Annotated in this window: 24 protein-coding genes and 1 tRNA gene; 9 read left to right on the top strand and 16 right to left on the bottom strand. The window is 59.8% G+C overall.

Features of this window, described 5'->3' with window-relative positions; all coding sequences use genetic code 11:
* Positions 1 to 85 precede the first annotated feature (85 nt).
* Positions 86 to 1,159, top strand: a complete 1,074-nt coding sequence (locus tag AAEZ03_RS06795) for a PAS domain S-box protein (protein WP_123751010.1) — start codon at positions 86 to 88, stop codon at positions 1,157 to 1,159.
* Between the two features lie 41 nt (positions 1,160 to 1,200).
* On the opposite strand, the gene AAEZ03_RS06790 is transcribed toward AAEZ03_RS06795, so the two are convergent.
* The gene (locus tag AAEZ03_RS06790) at positions 1,201 to 2,631 is read right to left on the bottom strand and encodes a heavy metal sensor histidine kinase (RefSeq protein WP_350577138.1); all 1,431 of its coding nucleotides are present in this window, start codon (positions 2,629 to 2,631) and stop codon (positions 1,201 to 1,203) included.
* Positions 2,624 to 3,298, bottom strand: a complete 675-nt coding sequence (locus AAEZ03_RS06785) for a heavy metal response regulator transcription factor (protein ID WP_123751012.1) — start codon at positions 3,296 to 3,298, stop codon at positions 2,624 to 2,626. The genes AAEZ03_RS06790 and AAEZ03_RS06785 overlap by 8 nt, the downstream gene beginning before the upstream one ends.
* 135 nt (positions 3,299 to 3,433) lie before the next feature.
* On the opposite strand from AAEZ03_RS06785, the gene AAEZ03_RS06780 reads away from it, so the two are divergent.
* Together AAEZ03_RS06780 and uraH are read left to right on the top strand one after the other, a co-directional pair.
* Entirely contained in the window at positions 3,434 to 3,916 is a 483-nt protein-coding gene (locus AAEZ03_RS06780) for a GlcG/HbpS family heme-binding protein (protein WP_350577135.1), read from the top strand.
* Positions 3,917 to 3,931: 15 nt separating this feature from the next.
* Positions 3,932 to 4,342, top strand: a complete 411-nt coding sequence (gene uraH / locus AAEZ03_RS06775; protein WP_153390724.1) for a hydroxyisourate hydrolase — start codon at positions 3,932 to 3,934, stop codon at positions 4,340 to 4,342.
* A gap of 123 nt (positions 4,343 to 4,465) precedes the next feature.
* On the opposite strand, the gene AAEZ03_RS06770 is transcribed toward uraH, so the two are convergent.
* Genes AAEZ03_RS06770 through AAEZ03_RS06750 form a run of 5 tightly spaced genes read right to left on the bottom strand, consistent with a single transcriptional unit; the run spans position 4,466 to position 8,640 of the window.
* Positions 4,466 to 5,680, bottom strand: coding sequence for a methyltransferase (locus AAEZ03_RS06770; RefSeq protein ID WP_350577131.1), 1,215 nt, complete (start codon positions 5,678 to 5,680; stop codon positions 4,466 to 4,468).
* Entirely contained in the window at positions 5,661 to 6,353 is a 693-nt protein-coding gene (locus AAEZ03_RS06765) for an ABC transporter permease (protein WP_371924568.1), read from the bottom strand. Before AAEZ03_RS06765 ends, AAEZ03_RS06770 begins: the two co-directional genes overlap by 20 nt.
* Positions 6,353 to 7,045: an ABC transporter permease gene (locus tag AAEZ03_RS06760; protein WP_278939292.1), complete on the bottom strand. Its 693-nt coding sequence runs from the start codon at positions 7,043 to 7,045 to the stop codon at positions 6,353 to 6,355. The genes AAEZ03_RS06765 and AAEZ03_RS06760 overlap by 1 nt, the downstream gene beginning before the upstream one ends.
* A gap of 58 nt (positions 7,046 to 7,103) precedes the next feature.
* The gene (locus AAEZ03_RS06755; RefSeq protein WP_048388912.1) at positions 7,104 to 7,853 is read right to left on the bottom strand and encodes an ABC transporter substrate-binding protein; all 750 of its coding nucleotides are present in this window, start codon (positions 7,851 to 7,853) and stop codon (positions 7,104 to 7,106) included.
* A gap of 13 nt (positions 7,854 to 7,866) precedes the next feature.
* Positions 7,867 to 8,640 (bottom strand): ABC transporter ATP-binding protein, encoded by a 774-nt coding sequence (locus tag AAEZ03_RS06750; RefSeq protein WP_048366815.1) that lies wholly within the window; start codon positions 8,638 to 8,640, stop codon positions 7,867 to 7,869.
* Between the two features lie 551 nt (positions 8,641 to 9,191).
* Between AAEZ03_RS06750 and gabP the strand changes: the two genes are divergently transcribed.
* A complete protein-coding gene (gene gabP, locus AAEZ03_RS06745; protein ID WP_350577127.1) occupies positions 9,192 to 10,583 on the top strand; it encodes a GABA permease in 1,392 nt (463 codons plus the stop codon).
* 90 nt (positions 10,584 to 10,673) lie between these two features.
* Here the strand turns inward: gabP and AAEZ03_RS06740 are convergent, their stop codons facing one another.
* Together AAEZ03_RS06740 and AAEZ03_RS06735 are read right to left on the bottom strand one after the other, a co-directional pair.
* Positions 10,674 to 12,911 carry an ATP-binding protein gene (locus AAEZ03_RS06740; protein WP_350577124.1) on the bottom strand — a complete coding sequence of 746 codons (2,238 nt, stop codon included), beginning with the start codon at positions 12,909 to 12,911 and terminating at the stop codon, positions 10,674 to 10,676.
* Positions 12,908 to 13,513, bottom strand: a complete 606-nt coding sequence (locus AAEZ03_RS06735; RefSeq protein ID WP_123751019.1) for a biliverdin-producing heme oxygenase — start codon at positions 13,511 to 13,513, stop codon at positions 12,908 to 12,910. The genes AAEZ03_RS06740 and AAEZ03_RS06735 overlap by 4 nt, the downstream gene beginning before the upstream one ends.
* Positions 13,514 to 13,683: 170 nt before the next feature.
* On the opposite strand from AAEZ03_RS06735, the gene AAEZ03_RS06730 reads away from it, so the two are divergent.
* The gene (locus tag AAEZ03_RS06730) at positions 13,684 to 13,929 is read left to right on the top strand and encodes a DUF1272 domain-containing protein (protein ID WP_082148605.1); all 246 of its coding nucleotides are present in this window, start codon (positions 13,684 to 13,686) and stop codon (positions 13,927 to 13,929) included.
* Positions 13,930 to 14,018: 89 nt separating this feature from the next.
* Here AAEZ03_RS06730 and AAEZ03_RS06725 read toward each other — a convergent pair whose 3' ends face one another.
* From AAEZ03_RS06725 to AAEZ03_RS06695, 7 genes are all read right to left on the bottom strand, one after another.
* Positions 14,019 to 14,270, bottom strand: a complete 252-nt coding sequence (locus AAEZ03_RS06725; RefSeq protein WP_350577121.1) for a DUF3077 domain-containing protein — start codon at positions 14,268 to 14,270, stop codon at positions 14,019 to 14,021.
* A gap of 412 nt (positions 14,271 to 14,682) precedes the next feature.
* Complete coding sequence (locus tag AAEZ03_RS06720; protein ID WP_502947901.1) at positions 14,683 to 15,552, bottom strand: alpha/beta hydrolase family protein; 870 nt, start codon at positions 15,550 to 15,552, stop codon at positions 14,683 to 14,685.
* A gap of 59 nt (positions 15,553 to 15,611) precedes the next feature.
* Complete coding sequence (locus AAEZ03_RS06715; protein ID WP_350577119.1) at positions 15,612 to 16,082, bottom strand: hypothetical protein; 471 nt, start codon at positions 16,080 to 16,082, stop codon at positions 15,612 to 15,614.
* 167 nt (positions 16,083 to 16,249) lie between these two features.
* Positions 16,250 to 16,325 (bottom strand) — tRNA-Phe (locus tag AAEZ03_RS06710).
* 104 nt (positions 16,326 to 16,429) lie between these two features.
* Positions 16,430 to 16,702 carry an oxidative damage protection protein gene (locus AAEZ03_RS06705; RefSeq protein ID WP_048366799.1) on the bottom strand — a complete coding sequence of 91 codons (273 nt, stop codon included), beginning with the start codon at positions 16,700 to 16,702 and terminating at the stop codon, positions 16,430 to 16,432.
* Positions 16,699 to 17,766 carry an A/G-specific adenine glycosylase gene (gene mutY / locus AAEZ03_RS06700; RefSeq protein ID WP_123751023.1) on the bottom strand — a complete coding sequence of 356 codons (1,068 nt, stop codon included), beginning with the start codon at positions 17,764 to 17,766 and terminating at the stop codon, positions 16,699 to 16,701. The genes AAEZ03_RS06705 and mutY overlap by 4 nt, the downstream gene beginning before the upstream one ends.
* On the bottom strand, positions 17,763 to 19,976 hold the full coding sequence (locus AAEZ03_RS06695) for an AsmA family protein (RefSeq protein ID WP_350577116.1): 2,214 nt from the start codon (positions 19,974 to 19,976) through the stop codon (positions 17,763 to 17,765). The genes mutY and AAEZ03_RS06695 overlap by 4 nt, the downstream gene beginning before the upstream one ends.
* Positions 19,977 to 20,270: 294 nt before the next feature.
* On the opposite strand from AAEZ03_RS06695, the gene AAEZ03_RS06690 reads away from it, so the two are divergent.
* The 4 genes from AAEZ03_RS06690 (at position 20,271) to AAEZ03_RS06675 (ending at position 23,602) form a co-directional block, all read left to right on the top strand.
* On the top strand, positions 20,271 to 21,932 hold the full coding sequence (locus tag AAEZ03_RS06690) for an OFA family MFS transporter (RefSeq protein WP_350577113.1): 1,662 nt from the start codon (positions 20,271 to 20,273) through the stop codon (positions 21,930 to 21,932).
* 178 nt (positions 21,933 to 22,110) lie between these two features.
* Positions 22,111 to 22,704 carry an imidazoleglycerol-phosphate dehydratase HisB gene (gene hisB / locus AAEZ03_RS06685; protein ID WP_019411757.1) on the top strand — a complete coding sequence of 198 codons (594 nt, stop codon included), beginning with the start codon at positions 22,111 to 22,113 and terminating at the stop codon, positions 22,702 to 22,704.
* Positions 22,704 to 23,342, top strand: a complete 639-nt coding sequence (gene hisH / locus AAEZ03_RS06680; protein WP_350577109.1) for an imidazole glycerol phosphate synthase subunit HisH — start codon at positions 22,704 to 22,706, stop codon at positions 23,340 to 23,342. The genes hisB and hisH overlap by 1 nt, the downstream gene beginning before the upstream one ends.
* Positions 23,342 to 23,602 carry a DUF2164 domain-containing protein gene (locus AAEZ03_RS06675; RefSeq protein WP_048366793.1) on the top strand — a complete coding sequence of 87 codons (261 nt, stop codon included), beginning with the start codon at positions 23,342 to 23,344 and terminating at the stop codon, positions 23,600 to 23,602. The genes hisH and AAEZ03_RS06675 overlap by 1 nt, the downstream gene beginning before the upstream one ends.
* The last annotated feature ends 36 nt before the right edge of the window (positions 23,603 to 23,638 follow it).

Here is a 23,638-nt window from a genome sequence, read left to right as displayed (position 1 = left end):
GCCTCCCTTCCGTGATCGGGTCGAGGGCCGCAGGCGTGTGTGTATAATCGCAGCGCCCTGCGCCTCACGTGATCACGGATATGTCATGACCGAAGATAGCTTTGCCTTTCGTCTGAAGGAGCTGCTCGAACACCACAAAATGACCCTGCAAGCGGTCGGTACGGCCTTGGGCATTTCCCGCACGGCGGTGCACAAGTGGACCCGTGGTGGCGAAATCGACTACAGCAATTTGCGCAAACTGGCGGACCTGCTCAAGGTCAACTGGGTGTGGCTGCGCTATGGCGAACAGGCGGTGCAAGACCTTCAGGGCACCACGTCGGTCGAGCTGCCGATGACCGATGTGCGGCGCAAGTACATCGCCGACATCATGGAAAGCGAAGCGCGCATGACCCTGGCCCAGGAAAACGCCGGGATCGTGACCTGGGAATGGAACCTCATCACCGACGAGGTGTTCTATTCGGCCAACGTCGAGCGGGTCTATGGCTGGCAGGTCAACCGCAACGAAGACTTCTGGCCGCACGTACTGCCCGAAGACGAAGTGGTGATGAACGAGCTGTACCGTGAATGCTTCGCCAACAACACCCCGTACGAATACGACTTCCGCATTTTCCGCCCGGATGGCGAGATGCGCTGGATCTCATCGCGGGCAATGCCGCTGAACGACAGTGCCGGGCGCCCGGTAAAAATGATCGGCATCAGCATGGACAACACCGCCCGCAAAACCGCCGAGCAATCGCTGCGCAAAAGCGAAGAAGCCTTTCGGGCCTTGTTTGAACTGGCGTGCGGGGCCATGGCTTATGTCGACCTCGATGGCCGCTGGCGGCGGGTTAACGACAGCTTGTGCCAGCTGTTGGGTTACAGCGAACAAGAGCTGCGGGCGCTGACCTTTCAGGCCATCACCCACCCCGATGACCTGCAAATCAACCTTGAGCAGTTGCAGCGCCTGCTGGATGGCGAAATCAGCAACTACGACCTGGAAAAACGCCTGTTGTGCAAAGACGGCCATTACATCTGGGCCCACGTGCGCACCTCATTGCAGCGCAACTCCCAGGACGACAGCCCCGAGCACTTGATCAGCGTGATCGACGACATCACCCAGGAACGCGCCGAACGCCAAGCGCTGCTGGACCGGATTGCTGAGCTTGAAAACAATACATAACCCGTGGGAGCGGGCTTGCTCGCGATTGGACCGACAAGGTTTTACTGATAGACCGAGTCGCCGGCATCGCGAGCAAGCCCGCTCCCACAAGGTGTGGTTTTGGTCATGTGCCGAGCAAACCCCAGCTCAAACAGCGTCCCGCTGTCGTCGCTTTGCACCCGCACTTCGCCGCCATGCAGTTGCATGATCGACCCCACAATCGCCAAGCCCAGCCCGCCTGAGTCCCCAGGCTGCGAGCGCGAAGGGTCGACCCGGTAAAAACGATCGAACACTTTGCCCACATGTTGCGGCGCGATGGCGGGGCCGATGTTGTGCACGCCGATCCAGCAATACTCGGCGTCTTCGCGCTGCACCAACCTGATCACCGAATCGGGTTCGGCATGCCGCACGGCATTGGCCAGCAGGTTGCTCAGGGCCCGCTGCAACAGATGCAGGTCTGCGGTCAGCGTGCCGCTGAGCGAATTGCCCAAGCGCACGCCACGGTCTTCAGCCAGCGCGTCAAAGTAATCACACAGCTCGTCGCCCACCGCGCGCAGGTCCACGTTTTGCAGGTGCACAGGCCGTTGCCCGTGCTCGGCGCGGGCCAGGAACATCAGGTTCTCGGCCATGCGGTTCAGGCGTTCGTACTCTTCAATGTTGGACGCCAGCACGTCCTGATACTCCGCCGGGCTGCGCGTCTGGTTCAGGGCCAGGCTGTTGCTGCCCAGCAGGTTGTGCAGCGGCGTGCGGATTTCATGGGCCAGATCCGCCGAGAACTGCGACAGCCGCGCAAAGTTGTCCTCAAGGCGCGCGAGCATGGCGTTGAGCGCCAGCACCGGTTCTTTCAATTCTGTGGGTACGTGGTCGACCGGCATGCGTTGGTCAAGGCTGCGCGGGTTAATGCCGCGCATGGCTTGGGCCAGTTCCCGCAACGGTTTCAGGCCACGGCGCAACAGCAGCAAACCCAGGCCAAACGCGAGCAGAGCGCCCAGCCCGACCGCCATGTACAGGCGCAGTCGGTAACTGGCGAGCATCTGCTCACGTTCTTGCAGATGCATGCCCACAGTCACGTTCAAGCGCTCGTCCGCCGGGCCGTCGGCCACGCCGCTCAGCAAGTCGAGGTTGCCCACCGTCTGGATGTCGCTGCGCTGTGGCATGCGCTCCTGAGGGAGGGGCTGCACAGGCGGCAGCGCTTGCTGGTGCGGGTTGATCGTGATCACCGGGCGGCCGTCGCTGTGGGTCACCAGCAACAGGCTGTCACGGTTGCCCAGCATGTTTTGATACAGCCGGGGGCGCTCTTGCAGGGCTTCGAGGCTGTCGCTGTCATGCAGCAGGGCGCGCATGCGCTCAAGGCGACCGAGCAGCGCCATGTCATCGCGAAAGCTCAGTTCCGAGGCCAATGAGCGGTACAGGAACACACCGATTACGCTGAGCACCAGCGCGCACGTCAGCGCAATAGCCAGGGCCAGCCGCCAGGCGATGGACCTATTCATCGGGCGCTTCCAACTGATAGCCGACGCCGCGCACGGTGTGGATAAGTTTGGGCATGTACGGATCGTCGACCTTGGCGCGCAATCGGCGCACGGCGACCTCGACCATGTTGGTGTCGCTGTCGAAATTCAGGTTCCACACCTGCGAGGCAATCAAGGTGCGCGACAACACTTCGCCCTGACGGCTGGCCAGCAACTGCAACAGCGCGAACTCCTTGTTGGTCAGGTTGATGCGCTGACCGCCTCGGCTGACGCGGCGGCGCAGTACGTCGATCTCAAGGTCGGCAATGCTGTACGACTCTGCCTCACGCATCGGGCCACGACGCAACAGCGTGCGCACCCGGGCCAGCAGTTCGGCAAAGGCAAATGGCTTGAGCAGGTAGTCGTCCGCACCCAGTTCAAGGCCGCGCACGCGGTCTTCGATAGCGTCTTTAGCGGTTAAAAACAGCACCGGCGTGGCGCCGCGCTGGCGAATCAACTGCAGCAGTTGCCAGCCATTAAGCCCCGGCAGCATCACGTCCAGAATGATCAGGTCGTATTCCTGCTGCTCAATCAGGTAGCGCCCGTCCAGCCCGTTCAAGGCCACATCCACGACAAAACCTGACTCCTTAAGGCCCTTGGCCAGGAACTCAGCTGTCTTGGCTTCGTCTTCCACCACTAACAAGCGCATCGCACACCTCGATCAATCGTCTGAACAGGCTAGGCGTGTTCGCCGGTATTGCCTATTACAAACTTGTAATCCAACTGACGGGGTTCTGACGGGGGTCGCTGGTTATGGTGGCGTCATTCGAACAGGAGCTTGTCGATGAAGCTGAAAAATGTGCTGTTGTGGGCTGCCTTGGGCACCGCTGGCGCCGCCCATGCTGCGCCGGATTTGCCGCGCCATGCCGACCTCGATCTGGCCACGGCCCAGCAACTGGCCGCTGCTGCGCTCAAGCACTGCAGCGGGGCGCTGAACGTGCTGGACCGCGGTGGCAACGTGTTGCTGGCGCTGCGCCCCGAGAACGTCGGACCGCACAACCTGCTGGCCAGCCAGCGTAAAGCCTACACCGCGCTGTCGAGCAAAACGCCGACCCGGCTGTTTGCCGAACGTGCACGCAACAACCCGGAAGCCGCCAACCTCAACTCCATCCCTGAACTGCTGCTGTTAGGCGGTGGCGTGCCGCTGTTTGCCGGCACTGAACTGGTCGGCGCCATGGGCGTGGCCGGGGCGGGCGGCGCCGAGCAGGACGAAGCCTGCGCGGTGAGCGCTGCCCAACAGATCGGCTTGACCACACAACGCAATTAACCCGGAGGATCACACATGAAACGGTTGAAAATCACCTTGGCGGCCTTGGGCCTGAGCGCTGTTTCGAGTGTCGCATGGGCGGCGGGTAACCCGCTGAGCGTGCACGTACTGAACTTGGAGAACGGCTTACCGTCACCGGGCGTTAACGTCACCCTCGAACAGCACGTGGGCCAGAACTGGCAGATGCTGAGCCAGGGTGTGACCAACGAACAAGGGCGTATTGGCGAACTGTTCCCGGCCCAGCAGTCGCTTAAAGCGGGCGAATACCGCGTGGTGTTCAAAACCGGCGAATACTTCAAAAAGGCCGGGCGTGACACCTTCTTCCCGGAGATCCCGGTGATCTTCGAAGTGAAAAACGCCGACCAGCATTACCACATCCCGCTGCTGCTCAGCCCTTACGGCTTCTCGACGTATCGCGGGTCGTAGGCCACACGCAGTTAGTGTGGGAGCGGGCTTGCTCGCGATGGCATCACCGCGGTTGATCTGAAAAACCGCATTGCCTTCATCGCGAGCAAGCCCGCTCCCACAAGAAATGTGCATAACCCCAAGTTATTCACAGCGCTGCGCAATCACCATCACATTGCGCGGCGTCAGGCTGCTGTCGCAAAACTCGCCCACGCGCACGTCATAGCCGTGCTCTTGCAGGTACAGCGCGCGGTCCAGCACCAACCACAGTTCCAGCGGGCGACGGAACAGGCCGCGTACCAGCTCCAGATTGCGCACGTGCGCCAACCGCTCCCAGCCCGCCGCTTCAAGCGCAGCCCAGTCTTCTGTCCCGGTTGTGGATAAGTTTTTCAACGCTGCGAGATCTTCGCAGTACTGGGCAAACGGCTTGTTCAACCAGGCGCTGGGCAGAGAGGGTGTGGATAAGTATTCATCGCACTGACGCAATTGGCGTTGCAGCCCATCAAACCCCAAACGCCGTGCCATCGACTCATCGCGCTGGCGCCGCACGCGGCTGCCGGCGGTCACGGTTTCGCTCATCGGCAAGCTCAGGTCTTCCAGCGATAACTGCAAAGCCGAGGCCTTGGCGGCTGTGGATAGCGCCGTGTAGTGCGGCGCGCTGATGCGGTTGTAGCAGCACGGCGAAAGGGCAAGTTGCGCACAGCCCGCCGCGCTGGCCAGTTGCAGCAGGCGCACGTGCAAATCGCCGCAGGCATGCAGGGCCACGGGGGTCATGCCGGGTTGTAGTTCAAGTGCCGCCATCACGTCCTGTTGCACATGCCGGGCATTGAGCCCATGCCGCTGGCTGAGCGCCAACCCGGCCTCGACCAGCGCCGGGTCGTATTCCAGGCACGTCAGTTGCTGTTCGGCGCTTAATAAGCGGCGGCCCAAATGGCCTTTGCCTGAGCACCAGTCGAGCCAATGCGTGGGGTTTTGCTTAAAGGTCAGGCTTTGTGCGAAGGCTTCGATTTGCTGCCATTTGCGCCCCGGTACATCCACCTGCAAGCGCGGCGCGGCTGGCGCCAGGGCCTGAACGGGTAAACGCTCAAGGTGGCTTAGTGCAAGGGCGGTGGCTGCCAGTGCCGTAAACGGTGCGGGGGCGCCTAGCTGATGAGGCTGGTTATGGCTGGCCTCAGCGTCGTGCAACGAGCGCTGGCGCAACCATTGGGACAGTTCAGGATGGTGGGCTTCCCACGGCATATTCAGCTGCGTGAATGGCCGTGGGCGCCACAGCGACTGGTGCTCACGTAAAAACGCGTCCAGTGCCTCAAAGCGGGCGAGCAGTTGCTCGCCCTCAAGGTTAACGGCCTTGGCAGGCATCGACGCGCAACCAGCGCTCCAGCAGTTTGAACCCCTGGATCAGCACAAACGACATGACCAGGTAGATCACCCCGGCGATCAGGAACATATCCACCGTCTGGTAGTTGCGGGCGATGATGGTGCGGGTCATGCCGGTCAGTTCCAGCAAGGTCACGGTGCTCGCCAGCGAACTGGCCTTGAGCATCAGGATCACCTCGTTGCTATACGCCGGCAGGCCGATGCGTGCAGCACGCGGCAGCACGATGTGCAGCAGGGTTTTGCCGCGTGACATGCCCAGGGCACGGGCTGCTTCGATTTCACCCGGCGGAATGGCCTGAATGGCGCCCCGCAAAATTTCTGCGATATAAGCGGCCGTGTGCAGGGTCATGGTCAGCACCGCACACCAGAACGGGTCGCGCAGGTACGGCCACAGCACGCTTTCACGCACCACCTCAAATTGCCCCAGCCCGTAATACACCAAAAACAGCTGGATCAGCAGCGGCGTGCCGCGAAAGAAAAAGATGTAGCCGTACGGCAGCGAGCGCACGTACCACAGCTTGGAGGAGCGAGCGATGCCCAGCGGAATGGCCACGATCAAACCGGCGATGACCGACAGTGCCGTCAGCTCCAGCGTCAGGGTCGCGCCCTGAATCAGCTTGGGCAGCCACTTGATGAAGAGTTCCCACACCAGCATTACGTTCTCCTCACGAAGCCGCGTGCGGCGCGTTTCTCAAGCACGTGCATGGTGCCCATGGCCAATATGGTCAGGCCCAGGTACATCACGGCAGCCACCATGTAGAAGGTGAAGGGGTGTTTGGCGAAGGTCACGGCGTTTTGCGCCTGACGCATGATTTCTTCCAGCCCGATGACCGAGACCAGCGCGGTGTCTTTCATCAGGATCATGAACAGGTTGCCCAAACCGGGCAGGGCGATACGCCACATTTGTGGCAGCACCAGCTTGGTGAAAATGCGCGGTTTGCTCAGGCCCAGAGCCAGGCCCGCTTCGCGATGGCCTTTAGGAATCGCCAGAATAGCGCCACGAAACACTTCGGTCGCATACGCGCCAAAGCACAGACCCAGCGCGATAACACCGGCCGCAAAGGCGCTGAGGGTGAGGTCGGGCATGCCGATCAGTTCGCCGAGGCCGCGCACTGCGTTCACGCTGCCGAAGTAAATCAGCAACACCCAGAGCAGTTCCGGCACGCCGCGAACCAGCGTTGAATAAGTGCCGCCGAGCCATTTAAGCGGCTTGTACGGCGAAGTTTTGGCCAATGCACCGAGCAGGCCGAGCACCAGGCCCAGACACAGCGCAGTGAGTGCCAGTTTGACGGTCATCAGTGCGCCAGCGGCAAGCGCCGGGCCGAATCCGTATAAATCGATAGTCATGGGTTAGGCAGGCTTTGCTAGGGACCGGCGCTGCACAAGGCAGCACCGGTCAGGCAGGTCAGTAGATGCTGAACGGGAAGTACTTGTCGTTGATCTTCTTGTAGGTACCGTCTTCAACGATTTCCTTGAGGGCGAGGTTCAGCTTGGCGCGCAGTTCGTTGTCGCCTTTGCGCAGAGCAATGCCAACCTTGTCGTCATCGTTGACCGGTTCACCCTTGAACTCATAAGCCTGGCCAGCTGGGCTTTTGAGCCAGTCGTAGTTGGCGTACTTGTCTGCCAGCAACGCATCGACACGGCCCGAGGTCAGGTCGAGGTAGGCGTTTTCCTGGGTGTCATACAACGAGATGTCGTCGCCCACGTTGTCTTCAAGCCAGGTGGCGGCTTGAGTTGAGCGTTGGGTGCCGAGCTTTTTGGTTTTGAGTGAAGCGATGTCGGTTTTGAAGTCGACATTTTTTGGAGCAATGAACTGTTGTTTGTTGGAGTAGTACGGGTCGGTGAAATCGACCGCTTGCTTGCGCTCGTCAGTGATCGACAGTGACGACACGATGAAATCGTACTTTTTGGCATTCAGCGCCGGGATGATGCCGTCCCAATCGGACGTGACGATCTCGCACTCGGCTTTCATTTTTGCGCACAGAGCCATGGCGATGTCCGGGTCGAAACCGACCACCTCACCACTGGCGTTCTTGTTGTTGAACGGAGGGTAAGCGCCCTCAATACCGACTTTGTACTTATCAACAGCCAAGGCATTAGCACTGAACACCAAGGTGGCGGCAGCAGCCAGGAGAAGTTTTTTATAGTTCTGCATTCGTATTGCTCCGTTAGCGATTGCTGGACATGAATTGTTTGCAGCGCGCTGAGACCGGGTTATCAAATACCTGGTCAGGCGATCCTTGCTCTTCGATCAGGCCTTGGTGCAAAAACACGACTTCGCTGGACACCTGACGGGCAAAGCCCATTTCGTGGGTGACCATGAGCATAGTGCGACCTTCTTCGGCGAGCGCGCGGATCACACTAAGTACTTCCTGGACCATTTCCGGGTCAAGTGCTGATGTGGGCTCATCGAACAGGATCACTTTAGGTTGCATGGCCAGCGTGCGAGCGATAGCGGCACGTTGCTGCTGGCCACCGGACAGTTCCGACGGGTAGGCATGGCGTTTATCAGCGATGCCTACCTTGGCCAGCAGCGCTTCGGCCACTTCGATGGCCTCGGCCTTGCTCTGGCCCAGCACGCGGCGCGGCGCCTCGATGATGTTGTCGAGGATGGTCATGTGCGGCCACAGGTTAAAGTTTTGAAACACAAAACCCAGTTCGCTGCGCATGCGGTTGATTTGTTTGCCATCGGCGGCAACCAGCTCGCCCGATTTGGCTTTTTTGAGTTTGAGCTCTTCACCGGCAACGAGGATCTGGCCCTCGTGCGGGTTTTCCAACAGGTTGATACAGCGCAGCAGAGTGGACTTGCCGGAACCGGAAGAACCCAGGATCGAGATCACGTCGCCGTCGCGTGCGGTCAGCGAGATACCTTTAAGTACCTCAAGCTCGCCGTAGCGTTTATGCAAATTGCGGATTTCAAGCGCGGGCGTGGCCAAAGCCATGTGCGGTCCTCATTGTGTTCGGGTGCGATCCTGCTATTGGGCGGCCTTCCTGGCGAGGGCCAAGCTAGCATAGGGTCGCCAAGGCAACCAGCCGCACCACCAGCCCAAAAGGCACGAGTGTGGTCGTTTGTCGCATCGCGATAGAAGACTGTCGCGCCGACAACAACCAAGCCCCGTATTTTGCCGTTCGGCCAGAGAGGTGTCGCGTAAAAAAGGTCGCGATGGTGCCAGTTTTGGCCCTGTGTTGGAAGCACGAACCTACTAAAGGTCAAAGATGCGCCCCGGTTTGGGGCTATATGGGTAGATTTGCTTTTTTTTGGTGCGCGAGGTTCCCTGTAACTGAGTGTTACGGTAACAAATAGGCAAAAAGCCATTACGCTCAACAGGTTACAAACACATCGCAAATGCCTTACAGGCCGCGCAAACCGTGCACCTGTCACATTTTGGCTCATTTATTGCGTAAATAATTCTAAACGCCCCGTTGGTTACTTTTTACGAGAAGGTAATCAAGCGCGGCGCTCGGAATGGCTTTCACTGCAAAGGTAGTCCCAATGAGCAATACACAAACCTCTAACGGCCTGGAGCAAGGTCTCAAGCCGCGGCATGTGACCATGCTGTCTATCGCGGGGGTCATCGGTGCCGGCTTGTTCGTCGGCTCCGGACACGCGATTGCCCAAGCAGGCCCTGCCGTGCTGCTGGCCTACGCCGCAGCAGGCACGTTAGTGGTGTTGGTGATGCGCATGCTGGCCGAAATGGCCGTCGCCTCGCCGGACACCGGTTCATTCTCCACCTACGCCGACCGTGCCATCGGGCACTGGGCCGGTTTCACCATCGGTTGGCTGTACTGGTGGTTCTGGGTGTTGGTTATCCCGCTGGAAGCGGTGGCGGCCGGCACTATCCTGCATGCCTGGTTCCCGGGCGTGGAGATCTGGGTGTTTACCCTGGTCATCACCTTGTTGCTGACCATCACCAACCTGTTCAGCGTCAAGAACTACGGCGAGTTCGAGTTCTGGTTTGCGCTGGTCAAAGTGCTGGCGATCGTGGGCTTCATTGGCTTGGGCCTTGCGGCCATCTTCGGCCTGCTGCCCACCAGTGGCGTCAGCGGTGTGTCGCACCTGGTCGACACCGTCGGCTTTATGCCTAACGGCATGGGCGCTGTACTGGCCGCCATGCTGACCACCATGTTCTCGTTTATGGGCACCGAAATCGTCACTATCGCGGCGGCGGAATCCAAAGACCCGAGCAAGCAAATCACCAAGGCCACCAACTCGGTGATCTGGCGGATTGGCTTGTTCTACCTGGTGTCGATCTTCATCGTTGTGGCCCTGGTGCCATGGAACGACCCAAGCCTGGCCAGCGTTGGCTCCTATCAGACTGCACTGGTGAGCATGGGCATCCCGAATGCCAAGCTGATCGTTGATATCGTGGTTCTGATTGCGGTCACCAGTTGCCTGAACTCGGCGCTTTACACCGCTTCGCGCATGCTCTTCTCCCTGAGCAAACGTGGTGACGCACCGGCCGCGGCCAAGCGCACCAACGCCAGCGGCACGCCTTACTGGGCCGTCATGATCTCCACCGGCGCAGCCTTCGTGGCCGTGTTTGCCAACTACGTGGCGCCTGCTGCGGTGTTTGAATTCCTGCTCGCCAGCTCTGGCGCCATCGCGCTGCTGGTGTACTTGGTGATCGCGGTGTCGCAACTGCGCATGCGTAAAAAACGCACCGAGAAGGGCGAGAAAATCGAGTTCAAAATGTGGCTGTTCCCGGGCCTGACCTGGGCGGTGATCGTGTTCATCGTGGCTATTTTGACCATCATGCTGTTCCAGCCAGAGCATCAGGCTGAAATCATGGCCACCGGCCTGTTGAGCATTTTGGTGGTGGCGGCGGGCCTGTTGGTCACACGTCGTCGCAGTGCAGAGAAAGCGGGGGCATCGGTACTTAACTGAGGCCAGGACGGCCCTCAACGTTGAGTCCAGCAAAAGGCCGCCATCGTTCGCGATGGCGGCCTTTTTTGTGGGCGTTACAACCGTGGGCGATCAGCTGATTTTAGGCACCGTAAAGCGGAACTCGCTGCCTTCGCCCGGCGTACTCTCGGCCAGCAACTGGCCACCGTGGGCCTTGATGATGCCCTGTGAGATGTACAGCCCAAGGCCTGTGCCCGTGGCGTTGCCTTCTTTGGCCGTCCAGTAACGGTCGAAGATATGCGGCAGTTGTTCGGCGGGGATACCTTTGCCGGAGTCACGCACGCTGAACACGATGTCATCGCCGTTGGACATGGCCGCCACCACGATTTTGCCGTCGGCCGGGGTGAACTTGATCGCGTTGCTGATCAGGTTGGACAGCACCTGGAACAAGCGCTCAGGGTCGGCGTGAATCTGCAGGTCGGGCTCGGCGTGAAAGGTCAGCTCAACCTGCTTCTCGCTCGCCAGCGGCATTAGCAGCGACAGGGCCTCTTCAAATATCTGCGTCACGTCCAGAGACTGCGCCGAGATCGTGTAGCGGCCCGCTTCGATCTTGGAGGTGTCGAGCAAGTCTTCCAGCAGGATGTTCATGCGGCTACTGGCCTGCTGCATGGTGTCGATGGCCGTGGTGATGCGTCTGGACGCGTGCGAGCCGTCGCTGCTGAAGGTTTTTTGCATCATCCCGCAGAGCATCGAAATGATCGTCATGGGGTTGCGCAAGTCGTGGGACACCACGGCCACCAGCTCGTCCCGTGCCCGCACCGCCTGTTGCTCGCGACGCACCTGGCGGGCCAGGTCGTTTTCCAGCGCCGAGCGCCTCAGGTCATTGGCGGCGAACAGGTCGCCATGGCTCCATTTGGTCGAAATACCGTCCATTTCGACTTTCCACAGCTCGAACGAAGTCCGCGGGCTTAGGCGCAAACCGGTCTCGCTCGACTCCAGGTTGAGCGGCTTTCTCGGGTCGCCGCTCCAGGGAATGCTCTCTTTGACCTCGGTGCGAAACCACAGCACGCCATTGTCCACGGGCTTGGGCAGGCTCATGGCCAACAGGCCGCTGGTAATGTCCTTGTAGTCTGCTGCCGGGGCGAACAGCGTGGACAGGTTATGGGTGGAGAACACGGGCGCATCGTTCTGTTTGAACCATTGGTACAGCTCACGAATCTGCTCGGGCTTGGGGCACTGGCCATAACGGTGCAGCACGTTGTCTTCAAGAATGGCCACGCCGCTGGCCTGGGTCAGGTCCATGAGCAAGGCGTGTTCTTGCGCCAGGCCGTCGAAGACGTTTTCCGGGCCTTGCACCATCGCGCTGTTGAGACGCACCAAGGCGTCCATTTTGGCTTCACGCTGGCGGCTGATCTCCAGGGTTTGCAAGGCGCTGATTTGCAGCGACAGCACCTGGCCGATGGTCTGGCAGGCCATGCGCAGCTCGTGCGGCACGTGCAGCGGCGTGCGGTGGCCGCAACTGATCAGGCCCCACAAGCGGTCGCCATCCATGAGTGAGATGCTCATCGACGACAACACGCCCATGTTCTTCATGTACTGGCAGTGAATCGGCGACACACTGCGCAACGTCGCCCCGCTGAGGTCCAGCGGTTGCTGCGTATCGGGGCGCAGCCGGGGCACCAGCTCAACCGGCGTGTAGTCGGCATTCGGGATAATGCGCAACCAGTGCGTGCGGTACAGCTCGCGCGCCTGTTCCGGAATGTCCGAGGCCGGAAAGAACATGCCCTTGAACAGCTCCATCGACGGCGACGAGGCCTCGGCGATCACCTGGCCGTGGCCCTCTTCCTGGAAGCGATAAATCAGCACCCGGTCATACCCGGTCAGCGCCTGGATCTCCTTGACGCAAATGTCGTACAGCGCAGGCAGCGTCTTGGCCGCTTGCAGGCTTTGCAGCACGCGGCTCAGGTTGCGGATCTTGGCCATAGTGCCCACCAGCTCAGCCTGATCGGGCTTTAACTCAAGCTCCAGAATCAGCAGGCCGTTGTCTCTGTGCAGCAGGCCTTCGTAGGCAATGCCTTGCAGGGTCAGCTCCAGGGGCGGCACATCAACCTGCCCGGCGAACTGCGCCGCTTGCTCGACGATGGTCGACGCGTGCGGGCCGGTCAGGGTCGCCAGCGGCTGATTCAACAGCGCAGCCGGTGCCAGGCCGAACAGGTTTTCGACGTTGGCGCTGATCTGCTGGATGTGCAGGTCCGGCTCGGACAAGGTCAGCAGCAGGCCGTGGGGCTGAATAGCGCCCGGATAGCGAATCGGCTCGTCGGCGCAATTGGCCAACAGGGTTTCAAAGGTTTGCGTATCTAATGGGGTCATAACAACACCTCCTGGCGCTCGAGCCAGCGCTCGAAACAGCTAAAAGTGGAACAGGCAGCGTTGACGGCTTCATCGCATCCTTGGGCGTCCAGCGGAACGTCGCTCAGAAATTCCAGAAACGACTTCCACTGGCGGCCAGTGGCTTCGCCATACACGTAAAGAAAAGCGCACCCGTTGTGGGCGTCCAGGCCCAGGTGTTCAGCGATTCGTTTACGCAGCACATTGCCGCCCAAGGTTGCCCCTTCAAGCACATACAACACCCCGAGTACGCTGCCCTGGCTGTTCATGGCCGGCAGGGTAGGGCACTGTGCCAGGGTGCCGGGGTTGATGTTCAAGGCCTGGAGGTCTTGCTCCAGAGCGGGGGTTTTGAGCCTGGCGTGCAGATCAAAGCCCGGCGGGATCCATGCACTGTGTGTGAGTGCGTCTTCTATCGCCTGATAAAACCCGTAATAGGCTGCCAGTAAACGTGTATAGAGCCCCGTATCAAGGCTGTCCGAGAAAAACGGCAAGCGCTTCTCCAGGGCGACATGCAGGGTGTGAGTGCCAGAACGTAACTCGGCCAAAACCGAAGGCAGTGATGGGGTAAGCGTGTCATGTGGCATGCGGTGTTACGGGGCTCTCTGTGTGCGCTAATGAAAAGGCGCTCATTACTATCTGAATGCGGCGCGTTAAAAAAGTGCAATTATTTTGCTAGCAGGTTAGCAGTTGGTTTTTTGTAGGAAACGTCTTAACTGCACACAGGAACGTTTTTTTTGTCGACAGAGAGGTACTCATGCTCGAACTACGCCCCAGTTGCGAATGTTGTGATTTGGACCTGCCGCCAGACTCCGCTCAAGCACGGATTTGCTCGTTCGAATGCACGTTTTGTGCGGCGTGCGTTGAACAGAAACTGGGCGGCATCTGCCCTAACTGTGAAGGCGAGCTGTTGCCACGCCCGCGCCGCCCCGCGAGCAAACTCGCAAACAACCCGCCGTCGACAGCGCGGGTGTACAAACCCGACGGGTGTTTTGCCAGGTGAGGTTTAAGTAAGGCTATTCACTGTGTAGGAGCGAGCTTGTCTCGCGATCTTTTGATCTTGGGATTCGCTCGCAGAGGTAAAGCGGGTGTTTACGCGTCAGGGATCAGCGAGTCGACCGTCGCTTTGGCCGCGCGCAGGGCGTGACACAGCAGGAAGGCTTGATGAGCGTCGATCAGGGCGGTACCGGTGGCTACGGCGTCCAGTAAGTGAGCGGCGGCAGACAGCAGTTCCGAGGCGCTATGCAACGCATCGGCAGCGGGAATGTCGGGCCTGACGTTGAACAGCAAATGGTTGCGACCGGTTTCATGGAAGGCGAGGGCGTTGGTGTGGGATTGGGTCATGAGTGAAGCTCCGTTTACAGGTTGGAGCTACCACGTTCGTTTCCAAGCGAATGGGTGGCAGCTGTACGCAGGTTGGAAAACCGGGGTAAACGGAACCCGGCAGGCACGAAGCCTCCCGCGCACAGCCGCCATAAAGTGATATTGCAGGCATAAAAAAACGCCTGAAATACTGACTTTGGCGCTGTAGCACCGTTTACGATTCGGGTTTCCAAGCCCGGCCACGGGATTGACCGCGACGCAGCGGACTCTAACGTTCACACCCGCTATTGGCAATAGGCTCAAAAGCCCCTCACCCCAACCCTCTCCCGGAGGGAGAAGGAGCTTTACCGAGTTGTTTTCAGATTCAGCGCAGTACCGTCAGCGTGCAGCCTTCAGCATCCCCCAATCAGTTCCTTTTCCCTCCGGGAGAGGGCTAGGGTGAGGGCGCTTTAAAGGAACACACCCGCCCCGGCATCCCCGCCGCCAGTTCCCCCTGTCGCAACCATTGCAATGCAATCGGCCACAAGCTGCCTTGAAAACGGCTATGAAAAAACGCGAAATGCCCAATGGCCGCCTCGCCGATTTCTTGTGGGTCTATGCGCAAGTGCGTACGCGGGCTGGCGCTGAAATGGCTCAGCAGGCGCTCAGTGGCTGCCACTGTGCCAAAAGGATCGTCGCTAAGGCTGATGGCGAGGGTGTTGGCCGTGATCGATGAAAAGGGCAGGGCAGTCCGCTTGCGTGCGCTGGGCAGCTGCTCGTAGCGCGTGCCCAGGCCGCACCAGTCGCTGACCACACCTGCCGGGGTGTCTTCGAGCCAGCCCAGGCGTTTGCCCGGGAAGTAGCCGCACACCCGCGTCAGCAACGGCATCACCCCATGCCATTTGGCGAGCATCTGCCAGCGCTGATCCGCCGCATAGTCGCGCCAGTGGGCAAACTGCGCGCCCACCGTCACCAGATTGCGAATCACCGCCCCGGACGCCCCCAGGCCCGCTGCACAGCCGCCAAAGCTATGACCGACCACATCGACCGGTTGGCCGGGATATTCGCGCTGTGCGCGCTGGAGCAGGGCTTCAAAGTCGAGCGCGCCCCAATCCGACCATGACGCTTTAAACCCGCGCAGCGAGCCGACACGAGAAACCCCGATGCCCCGGTAATCAAACAGCATCACGTCCAGCCCGTGGCTAAACAGGTACTCAGCAAAGCGCGAGTAATACGTGCAGCGCACCGACGTCGCGGCGTTGATGATCACCACTGCACGCGTCGGGTCGCCAGCGCCATGGCGCCACTCAACACCGCCCAGCACATAACCGTCAGCGGCGGGCTCGGTAAACGCCCGGCTGACAGGTGGGGTCAGCGCTGCGGTCAGTGCGCGCTCCGGGTGTTGCGCTCTTGCAGCACGCGCGAGGCCTCGACATAGGCTTTCTGGAAAGCCGGTGTTTCGATCCAGGCCACGGCGCTGTCTTCGTCATCGCCGTGAATGGCAATGCGGTACTCGATCAACAAGCCCATCAAAAAGTCCGTGGCCGGTTCTTCTTCCTCTTCGGAAATCACCAGCTCCAGCACCGGGTACTGCAGGAACACCGTGCACAACGCTTGCAGGTTAATGGCCTCGGCGGCCTTCATGACCTGGAACAGATCATCGTAATCGGCCGGGTCAAAACCGTTGTCGAGGATGTCCTGGAAGTTAAACGTGCTCAGATCGATTTTGACGTCATCGAACGGATGATCCATCAAGCTGCTGGCCGACGTTTTGGCCGGCTTGCCGATGCGGTTCTGCTTGGCCTTGGATTTGGCCCGCTGCGCATTCTTTTGCTGTTTTTTAGGCGATGACATTAAAAGGGTGTGTCCTTGCAGGCTGAAGAGAGGATTGAACCTCATCTCTTTGCAATCGCCAAGAGAGGTGGCGCTTACGGATAAAAATCGCGCGCAACAAAAAACCCGCACTAGGCGGGTTTTTTGTTTGCTTTGGCGTGGCGTGAACACCACATCAAAGCTGAATGTGGTGCCCAGAGACGGAATCGAACCGCCGACACGGGGATTTTCAATCCCCTGCTCTACCGACTGAGCTATCTGGGCAACGGGGCGCATTAGAAGCTTTTTCTGAGGGTCCGTCAAACACTTTTTTCAAAAAATTTTAATTATTACCGTCGCTTACGGACCAAACCCTTTAAAACCGGGGTTTATTCGCTTGGCGGAACGTAGCCTTCTGCCTTGGCATATTCTTCGCCGCTGAAGAACTTATCCATCTCGCCCTGCAAATATTTTCGATCTTCGGCGTTCATCATGTTCAAACGCTTCTCGTTGATCAGCAAGGTTTGGTGTTTTTGCCAGTCAGCCCAGGCTTTTGCCGAGACGTGGTCGAAAATGTCCTGACCTTTGGCGCCCGGGAATGGGGCGCGCTCGAGGGCGGGCAGTTCTTCTTTGTATTTGCGGCACATGAGGGTGCGGGTCATGAGGTCTCTCCTGCGTGGATTAGGTCGGCTGCGCGTTTGAGCAGCTTCTTCACCGGGGCAGCAAGGCCCAGGCGCGGCGGGGTGGCGAGGTTATACCAGAGCCAGTCAGCCTCGGCCACGTGATGGCCTGCCTCCTGGACCTGGATCAACCAGGGCTCAATGGCCAGTTGGAAGTGACTGAAGGTGTGGGTCAGGCCGGGCAGTTCGTGGTGTTCGCCCAGGGCCAGCGCGTGTTGCTGGGCCAGTGACTCGATGTCATTGAAGTCGTCCAGCTCGGGCAGGCTCCACAGGCCGCCCCACAAACCAGTCGACGGGCGGCGGTAAAGCAGGATTTCGCCGTCGGCGTTGGCTAGCATGGGCATCAGCGTGCGCTTTTGCGGGATGGTTTTGCGCGGCTTGGGGATTGGGTAGCGCGTTTCGAGGCCGAGCATGTGCGCTTCGCAGTGCGTTTCCAGCGGGCACAGCAGGCAACTGGGCTTGCTGCGGGTGCAGAGCGTGGCGCCCATGTCCATCATCGCCTGGGTGTAGGCGTTGACCCGGTCATAGGGCGTGAAGCGTTCTGCGGTGGCCCACAGCTGTTTGGCGACCTTGGGTTCGCCCGGGTAGCCTTCTTGCGCGGTAAAGCGGGCCAGCACCCGTTTGACGTTGCCGTCGAGGATCGGCGCGCGCAGGCCCATGCTCAAGCTGGCAATCGCCCCGGCGGTGGACAGGCCAATGCCGGGCAGTTCGACCAGTTTCTCAACGTCACGCGGGAATTCGCCGCCGAACTGCTCGACGACGATCTTCGCGGTCTTTTGCAAATTACGTGCGCGGGTGTAGTAGCCCAAGCCGGTCCACAGGTGCAGCACTTCGTCTTCTGGGGCTGCGGCCAAGGCTTCGACCGTTGGCAATGACGCCATGAAACGGTCGAAGTAGTTGAGCACGGTGCTGACTTGAGTCTGCTGCAACATGATTTCCGAGACCCACACCCGGTAAGGGGTGATGCCCTGTTGCCAGGGCAAGTCGTGGCGGCCGTGGCGGTCATACCAATCGAGCACGGCACTTGCGAACTGCTCATCCCTCATCGTTTGAACAGCCCTTTGAGCGCGTCTTTGAGTTCGGGGCTGACTTTGTCACCGAGTTTTTCTTCAAGTTTCTCGCTCAGTTTGTTGCCGGCGGCTTTAACGGCGACTTTGCCCAAACCTTCTTTGTCCAGGCGGCAGGCCTTGGCGCCCAGTTCCAGCGGTCCACGGCAGCGCAAGGGCAGCTCGATACCGACGAAGTTCTTGCCCACCTGGCACGCCGGGTCGGGCATGGGACGGGTGTCGCCTTCGATGGTGATGCTAATGCGGTAGTCCATGCCCAGGACGCGCAGGTCGATGTCGCCATCGCCTTTGACGCTCAGGCCGGGGATGCGCACCACCAGGTCCTGGTTGCTGGCCACGCCGTTACGGAACACCAGGCTGCCCTTGAGTTCGTTGAAGGGCGTGTCTTTGCCCAGCGGGGCGCCGCTCAGGGTTTTGCGGTTGAGCGTGGAGATGGCTTTGCACAGTTGCTGTTCAATGTTGGCATTGAGCAGCACGCCGTTGTTGAGGGCGAAGCTGGCGGTGCCGTTGAGGCTCTGGATCAGCGCGCTCTGGCTGTTGCCACTGCCGGTCACGTTGCTGTTGAGGGTCAACAAACCGGTGACGGGTGATGTTTGCCCCTGGCTCTGGAGGATCTTCTCAACCGGCACACTGGTGATGCGGGTTTGCAGTTTGACCACCGGCAACACCGGCTGCACATTCAGGCTGCCGTTGGCGGCAAACGTGCCTTTGTAGAGGCTGCCGCTGAGGTTTTCGAGGGTCAGTACGCCGTCTTTGCTGTTGGCTTTGAGCGCAGCATTCTGGATAGGCAATTTGCTCAGGGTCAGTTGGCCAAAGCTGATGTCGGCGTTCAGGTCCAGGGTTTTCAGGCGCTCAACAGGGATGATCTTGGTGGTGCTCCAGCCGCTTTTGGTCGGTGCATCCGGCAGCGGGCTGTCACCCGAGGCGGTCAGGGCGCTGGCTTCGCTGCCTTGCACTTCGGCCTGACGCGCAGCCTTGGCGCCATTGGCTTCGGCTGATTTAGGCGGCAGGTAGCGATCAGCGTCGAACGTGTCGCCTTTGAGCTGAATACGCAAGGCTTGCTTGGCGAAGTCTTCGACGGCAATGCGGCCATTGAAGGTGCTGTCATCGAGGTTCAGCTTGAGGTCATCAAAGCTCACGCTAGTCGGCGTAGCGGAGAGCTGGGTGACCAGTTCGAACTTGCTCAGGCTGCCCGGCGCCATAGTGGGCAGGGGCTGGCCGATGCTGTCGAGGAACTTGGCCAGGTCGAGCCGGGCAATCGACAGGCCGCCGCTGATTTGCGGGGTTTTGTCGAGGCTGTTGGCCTTGAGTTCACCGAGGGCGCGCAACTGGTTGGCAGAAATCTTCAAGCTGCTCCATTCGGCGACGTTCGCTGCCATATCAACCAAAAGCTGGCCTGAAGCCGAGAAGTTCATGGTTTTGCCTTGCAGCGGCTCGCCCGAGGCTTCGCCCACGATCTTCATGTCTTCGAGCTGATAACGCTTGAGCACGCGGTCAAAGCGCAGCTTGCCGTCGAGTTCAGTTTTGACTCGCATCACCGGCTGGTTGGTGCCCAAAAAGGCGGTCAGTTTGACCGGGATGCTGGTGGCCTCATGAACCGGGCCGGTGCTCAGCTGGATGCTCTCGGCGCTGAACTGCTTGCCGGTCAGCTCGTCGCTGTATTCAACGCGGGCGTTGTTCACGGTCAGGCTGTCGATGTCGAGCTTGATCGGCTGGCTGGCGGTGTCTGCGGCAGCAGGCTTGGTGCTGTCGGTGGCGGCTGTTTCAGTGCCGGGCGCAGCGGGTGCAGGCTTGCCAATGTCTTCCCAGTTGCCGCGACCGTCTTTGTCGCGGGTCAGGTGCAGGTTCAGGCCTTCGACCCGAACGTCGCTCATTTGCACTTCTTTGCGCAGCAGTGGCAGCACCCGCACTGACAGGCCGAGCATTTGCAAGTCGGCAAAAGGCTGGTCGGGGGCTGTCAGGGTCGCCACGCTGGCGTCGTGCAGTTCCAGGCCAAGCCACGGGAAGAGGCTCCAACCGATGTCGCCATTGAGGGTCAGCTCAATGTGGGCTTTGTCACGGGCTATCTGGCGGATCTCGTCTTTGTAATCGTTGGGATCGAACAGGTGGCTGAGGGCAAAGCCCAGCGCCACGATGATCAGCAACAACCCGAGAAGCACCAGACCCAGGATTTTGCCGAACGCTTTCATGGGCGAGTCCTTGTAAGTCTGTTGGGAGGTGAGTTTCAAATTTAGCCGCTGAGTATAGCGCCACGCGATGACGGACTGGGGCGCGGATAGTGTCAGAACAGTTTGCCGATGAAAGACCGCATCAGCGCAGGCTTTGGCCTACGCTCAAATGGTAATCTCCGTCCGTTTTCCAGGGCTTCCAGGGCGTAGTGTCTTGCCTTGATCTGAATCCTACAAAATGGCTGTGCGCTATAAGGCGCCAAAGTCGGGGGTTGAGCGTACCTGGGGAACATTCCATCCATGGGGGAGATAACAATGACAACCAGTACTGTCGCGGGCAGCCTTGCCTCGCAGCCTGCATTTTTGTCCAAAGAACGCATCATCGCAAAACCCGGCTTCAACCGCTGGCTGGTACCGCCCGCCGCGTTGGCCATTCACTTGTGCATCGGCATGGCTTACGGTTTTTCCGTGTTTTGGCTGCCATTGTCCAAAGCGGTCGGCATCACCCAAGCGGTTGCTTGCGCGCCGGACATGAGTTTTATCGCGCAGGTGTTCTCATCGCAATGCGACTGGCCGATCTCGATGCTCGGCTGGATCTACACTTTGTTCTTCATCTTTCTGGGCTGCTCGGCAGCGGTGTGGGGCGGTTGGCTGGAACATGCCGGGCCACGCAAGGCGGGTGTTGTCTCGGCATTGTGCTGGTGCGGCGGCTTGCTGATTTCGGCGCTGGGCATTTATACCCACCAGATCTGGCTGATGTGGCTGGGTTCGGGGGTAATCGGCGGTATCGGTCTGGGCCTGGGTTACATTTCGCCCGTGTCGACGCTGATCAAGTGGTTCCCGGACAAACGCGGCATGGCCACTGGCATGGCGATCATGGGCTTCGGCGGTGGGGCCATGGTGGGCGCGCCGTTGGCGACAGCGCTGATGGGGTATTTTGCCGGGCCGGATGGCGTGGGCGTGTGGCAGAGCTTTGTGGCGATGGCGGCGATTTACTTCGTGTTCATGATCGGTGGCGCCTTGTCGTACCGCGTGCCGCCGACCGGCTGGAAGCCCGCAGGCTGGACGCCTTCGCCTAACAAGGTGGCCAACTCGATGATCACCAAGCGCCATGTGCACGTGAGCGTGGCCTGGAAAACACCGCAGTTTGCGCTGGTGTGGCTGGTGTTGTGCCTGAACGTGTCGGCCGGTATCGGTATTTTGGGTATGGCCTCGCCGTTGTTGCAGGAGGTATTCGCCGGCAAGTTGCTGGGCAACGACTTGTCGTTCAGCCAGCTGGACGCTGTGCAGCTGGGCCAGATCGCAGCCATCGCGGCCGGGTTCACCGGCTTGTTGAGCTTGTTCAACATTGGCGGGCGATTCTTTTGGGCATCGTTCTCGGACTACTTGGGGCGTAAAAACACCTATTTTGTGTTCTTCGCGCTGGGCTTTGCGCTGTACGCGATGGTTCCCAACCTGGGGCATCTGGGCAACGTGTCGCTGTTTGTGGCGGCGTTTTGCATCATCTTGTCGATGTACGGCGGTGGTTTTGCCACGGTGCCGGCTTACTTGGCGGACTTGTTCGGCACGCAAATGGTCGGAGCCATTCACGGTCGCTTGCTGACTGCTTGGGCAGCGGCGGGCGTGCTGGGGCCGGTCTTGGTCAACTACCTGCGCGAGTACCAGTTGAGCATCGGGGTGCCACGCGCGGCGGCCTATGACATCACCTTGTACATCCTTGCGGGCCTGCTGGTGCTGGGCTTTATCTGCAACCTGCTGGTGCGCCCGGTGGCTGACAAGTACTTCATGACCGACGCGCAACTGGCGGCTGAGCAAGCGCTGGGGCATGACAAAGGCGCCGATGTAACGACCTCGCTGGAATGGAAAGCCGCGCCGGGCAGCCGTCCCTTGACCATTGCCGCGTGGTTGGCGGTGGGCATTCCGCTGTTGTGGGGTGTGTGGGTCACGGTGCAGAAAACAGCGGTGCTGTTTCATTAATACCCGTGGTTAATCTGTAGGAGCGAGCTTGCCTCGCGATCTTTAAAGATCAAAAGATCGCGAGGCAAGCTCGCTCCTACAGTGTTTTGCGTACGCTCATCCCCTTCCATGTTTCTGTTTGCCTGACCCGTGCCTATAATGGCCACCTTTTTCGCCCAATGATTTTGCGGAGCTGGTGATGGCCGAACGTAAGGCGTCAGTCGAGCGCGATACTCTGGAAACCCAGATCAAAGCCTCGATCAACTTGGATGGTACCGGTAAGGCCCGATTTGATATCGGTGTGCCTTTTCTTGAGCACATGCTCGACCAGATCGCCCGGCATGGGCTGATCGACCTGGACATCGAGTGCAAAGGCGACCTGCATATCGACGATCACCATACCGTCGAGGACGTTGGCATTACCCTGGGTAAAGCCTTCAACCAAGCGGTCGGTGACAAAAAAGGCATGACCCGCTACGGTCACGCTTATGTCCCGCTGGATGAAGCGCTGTCGCGCGTGGTCATCGACTTTTCTGGCCGTCCTGGCCTGCAAATGCATATTCCGTACACCCGCGCCACCGTTGGCGGTTTCGACGTTGACCTGTTTCAAGAGTTCTTTCAGGGCTTTGTGAACCACGCCAACGTGACGCTGCACATCGACAACCTGCGCGGCACCAACACCCACCACCAGATCGAAACCGTGTTCAAGGCTTTCGGCCGCGCACTGCGCATGGCGATCACGCTCGATGAGCGTATGGCCGGGCAAATGCCATCGACCAAGGGCGTACTCTGATGCAGACAGTGGCGGTTATCGATTACGGCATGGGCAACTTGCACTCGGTGGCCAAGGCGCTGGAGCACGTGGGCGCCGGTCGGGTGTTGATCACCAGCGATGCCAACGTGATTCGCGAAGCCGACCGCGTGGTGTTTCCGGGTGTGGGCGCGATTCGCGACTGCATGGCTGAAATCCGCCGTTTGGGTTTCGACTCGCTGGTGCGTGAAGTCAGCCAGGACCGTCCTTTTCTGGGTATTTGCGTGGGCATGCAAGCCCTGCTCGACAGCAGCGAAGAGAACGGCGGCGTCGACTGCATCGGCCTGTTCCCGGGCCAGGTGAAGTTTTTCGGCAAAGACCTGCATGAAGAGGGCGAGCATCTTAAGGTGCCGCACATGGGCTGGAACGAAGTGCAGCAGAAGGTCGATCACCCGCTGTGGCACAGCATCCCGGACCTGGCGCGCTTATACTTTGTGCACAGCTACTACATCTCGGCGGGCAACCCTCGCCAGGTGGTCGGTGGCGGGCATTACGGCGTCGACTTCGCGGCTGCGCTGGCCGAAGGCTCGCGTTTCGCGGTGCAGTTCCACCCCGAGAAGAGCCACACCCACGGCTTGCAGTTGCTGGAAAACTTCGTCGCCTGGGACGGCCGCTGGTAATGGCGCCGCGCAAGCCGAAGCTGCCGATTCTCACGCTCACCCCAGAGCAAGAGAGCGAAGCCACCAGCAAAATTAAACGCTTTATGGAAGACCGCTTCGAACTGGACCTGGGTTCGTTTGAAGCGGCTGAAATCCTTGAGCTGTTCACTCGCGAAATCGCGCCGCATTACTACAATCGCGCGATTTTCGATGTGCAGACGCACCTCAAAGAGAGGTTCGAGAGCATCGAAAGCGACCTGTGGGCACTTGAAAAGAATTGATTTTCGAGTCACTGACTCCCGAATTTGAAGGTTTGC

The sequence above is a fragment of the Pseudomonas sp. HY2-MNA-CIBAN-0224 genome (assembly GCF_040310285.1).
Taxonomy (GTDB): domain Bacteria; phylum Pseudomonadota; class Gammaproteobacteria; order Pseudomonadales; family Pseudomonadaceae; genus Aquipseudomonas; species Aquipseudomonas helleri.
The sequence above is the reverse complement of the archived record's forward strand: the minus strand, read 5'-3'. Positions and strand labels throughout refer to the sequence as shown.